Annotated in this window: 11 protein-coding genes; 6 read left to right on the top strand and 5 right to left on the bottom strand. The window is 73.2% G+C overall.

Translation table 11 applies throughout. The annotated features are described in order from the left end of the window. Nucleotides 1–41 precede the first annotated feature (41 nt). The 4 genes from ABZ260_RS37700 to ABZ260_RS37685 all read left to right on the top strand — a co-directional run bounded on the left by ABZ260_RS37700 (nt 42) and on the right by ABZ260_RS37685 (nt 3279). Nucleotides 42–245 (top strand): metal-sensing transcriptional repressor, encoded by a 204-nt coding sequence (locus ABZ260_RS37700; protein ID WP_355627079.1) that lies wholly within the window; start codon nt 42–44, stop codon nt 243–245. 249 nt (nt 246–494) lie between these two features. Then, the gene (locus ABZ260_RS37695; RefSeq protein WP_355627077.1) at nt 495–1892 is read left to right on the top strand and encodes an MBL fold metallo-hydrolase; all 1398 of its coding nucleotides are present in this window, start codon (nt 495–497) and stop codon (nt 1890–1892) included. Continuing rightward, entirely contained in the window at nt 1889–2494 is a 606-nt protein-coding gene (locus tag ABZ260_RS37690) for a rhodanese-like domain-containing protein (RefSeq protein ID WP_355627076.1), read from the top strand. Before ABZ260_RS37695 ends, ABZ260_RS37690 begins: the two co-directional genes overlap by 4 nt. After that, on the top strand, nt 2491–3279 hold the full coding sequence (locus ABZ260_RS37685) for a sulfite exporter TauE/SafE family protein (RefSeq protein WP_355627074.1): 789 nt from the start codon (nt 2491–2493) through the stop codon (nt 3277–3279). Before ABZ260_RS37690 ends, ABZ260_RS37685 begins: the two co-directional genes overlap by 4 nt. A 48-nt stretch (nt 3280–3327) precedes the next feature. Here the strand turns inward: ABZ260_RS37685 and ABZ260_RS37680 are convergent, their stop codons facing one another. The 5 genes from ABZ260_RS37680 to ABZ260_RS37660 are packed head-to-tail and all read right to left on the bottom strand — an operon-like array spanning nt 3328 to nt 7793. Beyond that, nucleotides 3328–3816 carry a hydrogenase maturation protease gene (locus ABZ260_RS37680; RefSeq protein ID WP_355627072.1) on the bottom strand — a complete coding sequence of 163 codons (489 nt, stop codon included), beginning with the start codon at nt 3814–3816 and terminating at the stop codon, nt 3328–3330. A 24-nt stretch (nt 3817–3840) separates the two neighbouring features. After that, a complete protein-coding gene (locus tag ABZ260_RS37675; protein WP_355627070.1) occupies nt 3841–5127 on the bottom strand; it encodes a nickel-dependent hydrogenase large subunit in 1287 nt (428 codons plus the stop codon). Further along, complete coding sequence (locus ABZ260_RS37670) at nt 5117–5914, bottom strand: oxidoreductase (protein ID WP_355627068.1); 798 nt, start codon at nt 5912–5914, stop codon at nt 5117–5119. The genes ABZ260_RS37675 and ABZ260_RS37670 overlap by 11 nt, the downstream gene beginning before the upstream one ends. Further along, the gene (locus ABZ260_RS37665; RefSeq protein WP_355627066.1) at nt 5914–6732 is read right to left on the bottom strand and encodes an FAD/NAD(P)-binding protein; all 819 of its coding nucleotides are present in this window, start codon (nt 6730–6732) and stop codon (nt 5914–5916) included. Before ABZ260_RS37665 ends, ABZ260_RS37670 begins: the two co-directional genes overlap by 1 nt. Next, nucleotides 6720–7793 (bottom strand): 4Fe-4S dicluster domain-containing protein, encoded by a 1074-nt coding sequence (locus ABZ260_RS37660; RefSeq protein ID WP_355627064.1) that lies wholly within the window; start codon nt 7791–7793, stop codon nt 6720–6722. Before ABZ260_RS37660 ends, ABZ260_RS37665 begins: the two co-directional genes overlap by 13 nt. Before the next feature lie 279 nt (nt 7794–8072). Here ABZ260_RS37660 and ABZ260_RS37655 point away from each other — a divergent pair, with 279 nt between their 5' ends. After that, nucleotides 8073–8927 carry a universal stress protein gene (locus ABZ260_RS37655; protein ID WP_355627062.1) on the top strand — a complete coding sequence of 285 codons (855 nt, stop codon included), beginning with the start codon at nt 8073–8075 and terminating at the stop codon, nt 8925–8927. Nucleotides 8928–8990: 63 nt separating this feature from the next. After that, nucleotides 8991–10365: heavy metal translocating P-type ATPase (locus ABZ260_RS37650; protein ID WP_355627060.1), on the top strand; the 1375-nt coding region annotated here is incomplete at its 3' end.

Here is a 10365-nt window from a genome sequence, read left to right as displayed (position 1 = left end):
CAAAACCGACCACCGCCATCGACACCGAATCGACCGCGGGGATCTCCGGCAGCGTGGTCCACTCCAGCCGGAACAGCCCGTCGCGTTCCGTCGCCCAGCTGGCGGCGGTCTCCAAGGCGCTGGACCGGGCCGGATTCAAGATCATATCGACGGGCATGCAGCAGTGCCAGATGGCGCGCGAGCGCGGCGAACAGCCGCCGATCAGCCAGGAGCGGCTGGAGAAACTGTTCCTGGCCCTGTCGTGACCTGTCACGCCCCGCCCGCCGTGCGGTGGGTGGGGCGTGATGAGAGGCGTGGCATTTTTCTGTCCGGAGGATACCCCCCTGGGTATATTCGCACCGAAGTGGTGTGAACGCCCTCCGTGACACGGCCCCGGGCGGGCCGCCGCGGCGACGCCGGACACACATCCGGCGGGAGCTCGCCGACCGGCCTGAAACCCGGGCCCGGCCGGTCCGCACCTGCCGGCGAAGACGACAACGACGAAGTGAGAGGCGATGATGACGACGATCGAGACAGTGGTGGTGGAGACCTCCTCGCTGGGGGACCGCAGCTACCTGGCCCACGACGGGCGGGTGGCGCTGGTGGTCGACCCGCAACGGGACATCGACCGGATCCTGGCCCTGGCCGGCCGGCTGGGCGTGCGCGTCACCCACGTGGCCGAGACCCACCTGCACAACGACTACGTCTCCGGCGGGCTGGCCCTGGCCAGGCTGACGGGCGCGGCCTACCTGGTGGCGGCGGCCGACGAGGTCGCCTTCGACCGGGTGCCCGTGAGCGACGGCGACGAGATGGCGTTGTCACCGTCGATGCGCCTTTCCGCGGTGGCCACCCCCGGGCACACCTTCCACCACCTGTCCTACGTGCTCGGCGGTCCCGGCGGGCCGACGGGAGTGTTCACCGGCGGGTCGCTGCTGTTCGGCACCACCGGCCGCACGGACCTGCTCGGCGCCCGGCACGCCCACGTCCTGGCCCAGCACCAGCACGCCTCGGTGCGACGGCTGGCCGACCTGCTGCCCGACGGTACGCAGGTCTGGCCCACCCACGGGTTCGGCAGCTTCTGCTCGGCCACCCAGGCCGACGCCTCATCCTCGACGATAGGACGCGAGCGTGGCGCCAACCCGGCGCTGCGGCTGGAGGCCGACGACTTCGTCCCCCAGACCCTCGCCGGGCTGGACGCCTACCCCGCCTACTACGCCCACATGGGCGCCAGGAACACCGCCGGTGCGGACCTGGTCGATCTGACCCCGGCGAGGCGGGCCGACGCCGCCGGGCTGCGCGCGCGTATCGACGCCGGTGAATGGGTGGTGGACCTGCGCTCGCGCAAGGCGTTCACCCAGCGGCACCTGGCCGGAACGCTGAGCTTCGGCCTGGACGGCCCGATGTCGACCTGGCTGGGCTGGATGGCCCCCTGGGGGGCGCCCATCACGCTGCTGGGCGAATCGGCGGAGCAGGTGGCCGCCGCCCAGCGCGAGCTGGCGCGCATCGGCATCGACCGTCCGGCCGCCGCCGCGACCGGTACCCCCGAGCAGTGGGCCGGTGGCGACGGCGCCAGGCTGGGTCAGCTGACCGTCGCCACGTTCGCCGAACTGGCCGCCGTGCGCGACGGCCGTAACGTGCGCGATCTGCCCGCCCCCGACGTCGTGCTGGACGTACGGCTGCGCAACGAATGGCGCGCCGGGCACATCGACGGCGCGACGCACCTCCCGCTGCCCGAACTACCGCACCGCCTGGCCGAGATCCCGGACGGGACGGTGTGGGTGCACTGCGGCTCCGGCTACCGGGCCGCCGCCGCGAGCAGCCTGCTGGCCCGTGCCGGCCGCCGGGTCGTGCACATCGACGACGACTACTCCCAGGCGGCCGAAAGCGGCCTGACCATCGAGGAGACCTCATGACCGGCCACGACACACCCGCCACGCTGGATACGGCCGCCCTGCGCCGGCTGATGGACTCCGGGCAGGCGCCCCGGCTGATCGACGTGCGCACCCCCGGTGAGTTCGAGACCGCCCATATCCCCGGCTCGGTCAACGTGCCGCTGGATCTGCTGCGCGAGCACCGTGAACGGCTGCGCGCCCACCTCGACGGCCCCCGGCGGGAGCAGGTGGTGCTCGTCTGCCGCTCCGGGCAGCGCGCCGCGCAGGCCGCGGCGGCCCTGTCCGGAGCCGGACAGGCGGCCCCGCGCCTCCTGGAAGGGGGCATCCTCGCCTGGCAGGGGGCCGGCGCGCCGCTCCGCACCGGCCGGACCCGCTGGGAGCTGGAACGCCAGGTGCGCCTGGTGGCCGGATCCCTCGTGCTGACCTCGATCCTGGCCAGCACGCTGTTCCCGCCGGCCAAATGGCTCGCCGCCGCGATCGGTGGCGGGCTGACCTTCGCCGCGCTCTCCAACACCTGCGCGATGGGCATGCTGCTGGCCAGGCTCCCCTACAACCGAGGCCCCCGGCGGCCCGGCCTGGAGGCGGTGCTGGGCCAATTGGCGCAACGGGAGGCGACCTCTTGACGGCGGCGCTCGGCCTGGGCGCGCTGATCGGCATCCTGCTCGGGTTGCTGGGCGGCGGTGGATCGATCCTGGCGCTGCCCGCCCTGGTGTACGGGGTGGGCCTGCCGCCGGCCTCGGCGGTGCCGGCCTCGCTGCTGGTGGTGGGCGTCTCCTCGGCCACCGCCGTGCTGCCTCGCATCCGGGCGGGACAGGTGCGCTGGCGCATCGCCGTGGCGTTCGGCGGCGCCGGGGCCCTGGCCGCGTTCGGGGGCGCCGCGATCAACAGGATGCTGCCCCCGCAGGCGATCCTGATCGGGTTCGCCGCGCTCATGGTGGTGGCCGCCTGGCGGATGCTGGCCGGCGACGCCCCGGCCGGCGGGGCCTGCGCGCTGCCCGGCGGCGGGGTGAACTGGCGCAGCTGCCTGCCCAGGTCCGTCGCCGCCGGCGCGGCCGTGGGCGCGCTGACCGGCCTGTTCGGCGTCGGCGGCGGGTTCCTCATCATCCCGGCCCTGGTGCTGGCGCTGGGATTGCCGATGACGGCCGCGGTCGGCACCTCGCTGCTCATCGTGGTGGTCAACTCGGCGGCGGGGTTCGTCGCCCACGCCGATGGCGCCGACCTGGACCGCACGGTCATCGGCGCCTTCACGGCGGCCGCGGTGATCGGGTCGCTGGCCGCCGCCCGCCTGGGCCGTCACCTGGACGCCGAGCGCCTGCGCCGCTGGTTCGCCTACCTCGTCCTCGCCGTGGCCGCCTTCGTCCTAGCCCAGGGAGTGCTCAACCTCGTGGCGCCGGGCGGCTGGGCGTGACCCTCTCGGCCGTCGTGCCGTCGCCGGGAATTCCCCTGCTCTCCGGCGCTACCGCGCCCGTTTCGGGCGGACAAGGCCGGCCACGGTCTCGGTGAGCCTCCCGATGGCGTGTTTCACGGCGGGGGTGACCGGGGCCCCGAGTCCGAAATCGGCGCCTTCGACGGTGTAGAGCGCGAGCTCGCGGGGCAGCCGGTGGAGAATCCGGCCGAGCGCGACGGCGTCGGCGATGCCCAGGGCGTGGGAACTGCCGTGTGGCAGGGCGGGAGGCGTCCAGCCGGCGCCCCCCGGGGGGGAGGCAGGGCCGAGGACGGTGCACCGGCGCACCGTACCCGGGGGTGTGCCGGAGATCACCGTGTCGATCACGATCGCCAGGCCCACCCCGGTCCACGCCTCGATCAGCTCGGCCGGGTCACCTCCGTTCTCGACCACGGGAACCTCGGGCGGAAGCACGTCGCGCAACAGCCGGGCCACCAGCAGCCCGGCGGCGTCGTCGCCCCGCAACTCGTTGCCGATCCCGATGACGACCTGCTCGTGCATGAATCCCCCTGTCGGAAACCGGCCTCAGCGGTCCAGCCGCAGGTCCAGGAAATGGGCCGAGCAGGAGATGCACGGATCGTGGTTGCGTATCATCCGCTCGCACAGCGCCCCCAGCTCCTCGCGAGGCAGGTCGAGGCGGGGCTCGACGAGATGGCGCAGGTCCATCTCGATGCGGGCCTGGTTCTGCGAGGTCGGCGGCACGATGTCCGCCTCGGCGATCAGTCCCGCGTCGTCGACGCGGTAGCGGTGGTAGAGCGTGCCGCGCGGGGCCTCGGAGACGCCGTGACCGACTCCGGGACGGGGCTCGACCGGAACCGAGGGCGCGTCCGGCTCGGTGTAGTCCTCGATGATCCGCAGCGCCTCGTCGCAGGCGTGCAGGATCTCCACGGCCCGGACCACGATGCTGCGGAACGGGTTGCGGCAGACGGGTCCGAGCCCGGCGTCCGAGGCCGCCGCCCGGGCCAGCGGGGAGAGCAGATGCGCGTTCAGGGCGTAGCGGGCGAGAGCCCCCACCAGATAGCCGGTGGATCCGTCGAGCCGGGCGTGCAGCGCGGTGGAGCGCGGCACCTGTTCCTCCACGACGTGGGCGGGCCAGTCGGATACGGCGAAGGCGGTGCCGTCGCTGACCGAGATCGAGCCGGACAGGATGGCGTACTCGGCCGGGTGGCTCAGCGCGAGGAACCGGTAGGCGTGCTCCACATCGGGAAACTCGAACCCGGCCACCCATTCCACCGTAGCCAGTGCCTGGTCGCGGGCGCGGCGCAGCCGTTCGGCGACCGGTGCGAGCTCGGCGCGGGCGGGCACCCGATGGAAGCCGCCCACCCGCACGTTGATCGGGTGGATCGCCCGCCCGCCCAGGGTCGCCACCAGTTCGTTGCCGGCCTTCTTCAACGCCAGCCCCCGTTCCAGGGCGGGACGGTGGTCGGCCGCCATGGCCACGCCGCTGTCGTAGCCCAGGAAGTCGGGGGCGTGCAGCAGGTGGATGTGCAGGGCGTGCGACTCGATCCACTCGCCGTAGTACAGCAGCAGCCGCAGGTCCCGCAGCGGCCCGGTCACCTCCGCCCCGCAGGCCGACTCGACGGCCTGGCAGGCGCTCATCTGGTAGGCCACCGGGCAGATCCCGCAGATGCGGGCGGTGATGTCGGGGGGTTCGGTGTGGGCCCTGCCACGCAGCAGCGCCTCGAAGAAGCGCGGCGGCTCGTAGATGTTCAGCTCCACGTCGGTGACGCGGCCGTCGCGGGCGCGCACCAGCAGCGACCCCTCGCCCTCCACGCGGGTCAGGGCACCGATCCTGATCGACTTATGCGTCATCTCCGGCCTCCTCGGACGCCTGGCGGAAGGGTTCCTCGGTGGCGTTGAAGGTCCGGTAGACGCGCACCAGTTCGGGGGTGCTCATGCCGAGCTCGCGCAGTTGCGCGTTGAGCGCCCGGGTGTTGGGGCTCTCCATCGGGCCGAAGCAGCCGTAGCAGCCCCGGTTGAACGCCGGGCAGAGCGCCCCGCAGCCGGCCTGGGTGACCGGGCCCAGGCAGGGCGTGCCGTGGGCCACCATGACACAGACGTTGCCCCGGGACTTGCATTCCACGCAGACGCTGTGGGCCGGCACGCAGGGGCGCCGTCCGGCCAGGAAGGCCGAGATGACCTCCAGCAGCTGCCTGCCGTCGATGGGGCAGCCGCGCAGCTCGAAGTCCACCGGTACGTGGGCGGAGATCGGGGTGGAACGCTCCAGGGTGGCGATGTAGTCGGGCCGGGCGTAGACGATCGAGGCGAACTCGCGTACGTCGGCGAAGTCGCGCAGCGCCTGGATGCCGCCCGCGGTCGCGCAGGCGCCGATCGTCACCAGGCGCTTCGACACGCGGCGCACGTGCCGGATCCGCCGGAGGTCGGCCGGAGTGGTGATCGACCCCTCGACCAGTGACAGGTCGTAGGGACCGCGCCCGGTCGCGCTGGAGGCCTCCAGGAAGTAGGCGATGTCCACCTCGGCGGCGATCGCCAGCAGCTCGTCCTCGCAGTCCAGCACGGTGAGCTGGCAACCGTCGCAGGAGGCGAACTTCCACACCGCCAGTCGTGGACGCCGGCGCGTGGCCGCGGGCCGGGCCATCACAGCTCCTCCGCGGCCAGCAGCCCGGCCGCCCGCTCGTAGCTCAGCACGGGGCCGTCGAGGCAGGTCAGCAACGGGCCGAGCTGGCAGTGGCCGCAGCGGCCGACGCCGCACTTCATGTTGCGCTCCACCGAGAGGGCCACCCGCCGGGCCGGGACGCCTCGCCGTACCAGCCTGGCCGCGGTCGCCCGCATCATGGCCTCGGGGCCGCAGACGAAGGCGAAGGTACGGCGAGGCTCGAAGACGATCTGGTCGATCAGCCGGGTGACCAGCCCCACCGGCCCCTTCCAGGCACGGTCGGGATGATCCACGGTCACCTGGACGTCGATGCCACAGGTCTCGCGCCAGCGGGCCAGCTCGGCGGGATAGATCAGGGTCGCCGGTGTGTGGGTGCCGACGATCACGCTGATCCGGCCGTACCGGGAGCTGTGGGCGACCAGTTCGCGGATGACCGGTCGCAGCGCGGCCAGCCCGAGGCCGCCCGCGGCGACGACCACGTCCAGGCCCGCCGCGGCCGGCACGTCCCAGGCCGTGCCGTACGGCCCGCGAACGCCCACGACATCGCCGGGTCTGGTACGGCACAGTGCCCCGCTGACCGCGCCCACCGCGCGGATCGTCTGCAGGTACCCGCCCGCGCGGGCCCGGCCGCTGATCGAGACCGGGATCTCCCCGACGCCGGGGGCGTAGATCATCGTGAACTGGCCGGGCAGGAACGGCGGGCAGGTGCCCTCCAGCGGCCCGAGGGTCAAGGTCACCGTGTCGGCCCGGTCCGGGCGGCGCGAGCGCACCCGGTAGGGCGCCGGCGTCATAGGATGCATCCGAGCTCCTCGGTGACGTCGATGCCGGTCGGGCACCAGGTGATGCACCTGCCGCAGCCCACGCAGCCGGACATGCCGAACTGGTCGAACCAGGTGGAGAACTTGTGCGTCAGCCACTGCCGGTAGCGGGCGGATCCCGAACCGCGTACGGGAGAGCCGCCGACCTCGGAGAAGTCCAGCGTGAAGCAGGAGTCCCACACCTCCGTCCGCTCCGCCGCCCCGCCGGTGAAGTCGGTGGCGTCCTCGACCGTGGTGCAGAAGCAGGTGGGGCAGACCATCGTGCAGTTGGTGCACGCCAGGCAGCGGGAGGCGACCTCGATCCAGCGCGGCGAATCACGGGCCTCGGCCAGGCGTTCCTGGATGTTGTCGGTGTCCACCTGGCGGCCCATCCGGGTGGCGGCGACGCGGGAGACCTCTTCGGCGGCCGTGACGTCGTCGCCGGTGGCGGGCCGGTGCGGGAGCGCCGCGACGACCTCCGCGCCCCGCTCGCTTCCCGTCTCGACCAGGAACCGGTGCGGGTCGCTCAACTCGGTGAGCGCGAGATCGAAACCGGCGGTGGCCCTCGGTCCCGTGCCCATGGAGACGCAGAAACAGGTGCCGCCGGGCACCGCGCAGTTCACCGCGATGAGGAACAGCGCCTCGCGCCGCTCGCGGTAGGCCGGATCGGGATGCCTGCCGCCGAGGAACACCCGGTCCTGTACGGCGATCGCGGCCAGGTCGCAGGCGCGCACGCCCAGCAGCGCGATGCGGGGCGCCTCGGTCCGGATCTCCTCCACCGCCGCCTCGCGCATCCGGAACAGCGCCTGGCGGGGCGGCTGGGTGTAGCGCTTGGCGGAGTCGGGGCTGGCCGCGAAACCGAACACCAGTTCGTCATCGTGCTCGGTCAGCCGGTAGTGTCCGGGCTGTTGATCGTCGCCCCGCCCCGCGGGCAGCTGCGCGGCGCCGGAGAGTTCGGCGAACCGGATGGCGCCCTCCCGGACCGTCGGCCCGACGACGGTGAAGCCATCGGATCGCAGTCCGGTGATGAGTGGTTCCAGCGATTCCATCACAACGGCGTTCACGGGCCGTTCCCCCTTGCCCTTATTCCTTGGCAACACGCTGACGGTACGGAAATCCGTACCTGAGGGGGATCGTCATACGATGAGGACGCCGGTCCGGGAAGGTCTTTCGATCTTCCCAGCCGGGCCGGGGAGACGGCACGGTCTGCTGTGACCAACAATACCCATTCCGCGGGAAACGGCCCGTGACAGGGGACGGAAATCCCTGGTGAAGGGGGTCGTTGGTCCGCTGCGGGGAACGCCGCCACACGGTCGGATGGAGGGGGAGTCCGAGGGGGCGACATGACGGCGCATGTGGTGGTGGGCACGGACGGCTCGGCCCCCGCGGAGGGTGCGGTCGCCTGGGCCGCCGATGACGCGGTACGGCGCGGGTGCGCGCTGCGGATCGTGTACGTGTGCGAACCGTGGGCCTACGACATCCCGCTGCAGACCCCGCCCGGCTTCCGGGATTCCGTGACCGAGTACTGCCAGGGGGTGCTGGAGAGCGCGGTCGCCGTGGTGCGCGGGCGCGCACCCCACCTGGAGGTGGAGGTCGCGCTGCGGGAGGGCCGGGTGACGGAGATCCTCCAGCGCGAGGCCGAGGGCGCCGAGCAGATCGTGGTGGGCGGCCGAGGGCTGGGCGGGTTCACCGGGCTGTTGCTCGGATCGGTCTCCCTGGCCCTGGCCGGGCGCGTGGCCGTACCGATCGTCATCGTCAGGGGGGTCTGGGAGCCGGCCCGCGGCCAGGTCGTCGTCGGTTTCGACGGCTCTGCCCACTCGACGGCGGCACTGGGGTACGCCTTCGCCGAGGCCGTCCGGCGCGGTGCCCGGCTACGGGCGATCCACGCCTGGCAGGTGCCCGTCATGGGGCCGGGTGCCATCGCGTACGCGCCACTGGTCGAGGACATCCTCGCCGGTGCGCGGAGCATCGCCGCCGACACGCTCACGCCCTGGCGGGAGAGGTACCCGAAGGTCGAGGTGGAGCAGACGGTGGTGTGCCGGCACCCGGCCGCCGCCATCTGCGAAGCCTCGGCCGCCGCGGACCTCGTCGTCGTCGGCTCGCGGGGAATGGGCAGACTCGGCTCGGCCCTGCTGGGGTCGATCAGCCACGGCGTGCTGCACCACGCGCACTGCCCGGTGGCGGTGGTCGGATCGTGATCGTCGCCTTGCCCGCCGGCCGAAGGTCCTGATCCCGGCACGGCTCGCCAGGAGGCTGGGAAAATGGGACGTTTGTCGGCCATCGCCCTTCTTGTGGGCACGATGGCCGGACTGCTGGCCGGTCTCGCGCTCCGCCTGACCGGCGCGGAGGCGGCCGCCGACATCGTGTGGGCAGTGGTCACCGGCGTGTCGCTGGTGCCCGCGACGGGATGGGTGGTGTCGGCGCTGCGGAGCGGCCGGATGGGTGTGGACGCCATCGCCGTCCTCGCCCTGGCCGGAGCGCTCGCCGTGGGGGAGTACCTCGCCGGTGCCCTGATCGGCGTGATGCTCGCCACCGGGCGGGCACTGGAGGAGCACGCCCTGCGCCGGGCCCGCCACGACCTGACCGCCCTGTACGAACGGGCACCGCACTCGGCCCGGCGCTACGAGAACGGGGTGCCGGACCTCGTGCCGGTCGAGCAGGTTCGCCCGGGCGACCTGCTGCTGGTCCCCAGTGGGGAGATGGTCCCCGTCGACGGCGCGGTGGTGGGCGATCTCGCGCTGCTGGACGAGTCGGCGCTGACGGGGGAGTCGGTACCGGTGGAGTACGCCGCGGGGGAGGGGGTGCGCAGCGGTGTGGTGAACGCCGGTGCCGCCTTCGACATGCGGGCCACCCGGACCGCGGCCGACAGCGCCTATGCGGGAGTGGTGCGGCTGGCGCGGCAGACAGAGACCGACAGCGCCCCCGTCGTACGGCTCGCCGACCGGTTCGCCTCCTGGTTCCTGCCGGTCACCCTGCTGCTGGCGGCGGCCGCCTGGCTGCTGTCCGGCCAGCCGGTACGGGCCGTCGCGGTACTGGTCGTCGCCACCCCCTGCCCGCTGCTGCTCGCCGCACCCGCGGCCATCGCCTCCGGGCTGTCTCGCACGGCACGGCACGGCGTGGTGGTCAAGGGCGGTGGAGCACTGGAGCGGCTGGGCCAGGCACGCACGCTCATCCTGGACAAGACCGGGACGCTGACCGCGGGCCGGCCCCGGGTGATCGACGTCGTGGCCGCGCCCGGCGTCCGTGCCGACGACGTGCTGCGCCTGGCCGCCGCGGTGGATCAGATGTCGTCGCACGTGCTCGCCGCCGCGATCGTCGACGCGGCCCGCGCGCGCGGTGCCGAGCTGCCGCAACCGGCCGAGATCCAGGAGAGGCCGGGCACCGGCACCACGGGGGTGGTGGACGGGCACCGGATAGAGGTCGGCAAGGCGACGACCTCCTCACCTTCGGAGTGGGAACGGATCCAGCGGGCGCGGGCCGCGCTGGACGGGGCCATGACCGTCTGGGTGACCCTGGACGGCCGGGCGGCCGGGGTGATCCTGCTCCGCGATGCCATCCGGGCCGACGCCGCGCGGACGCTGCGGCGGCTGCGCGCCGCGGGCATCGAGCGGGTGGTCATGCTCACCGGAGACCGGG

This window comes from Streptosporangium sp. NPDC006013 (genome assembly GCF_040614275.1).
GTDB lineage: Bacteria > Actinomycetota > Actinomycetes > Streptosporangiales > Streptosporangiaceae > Streptosporangium.
Note: the sequence above shows the minus strand (reverse complement) of the source record. Positions and strands in the feature narration are given on the sequence as shown.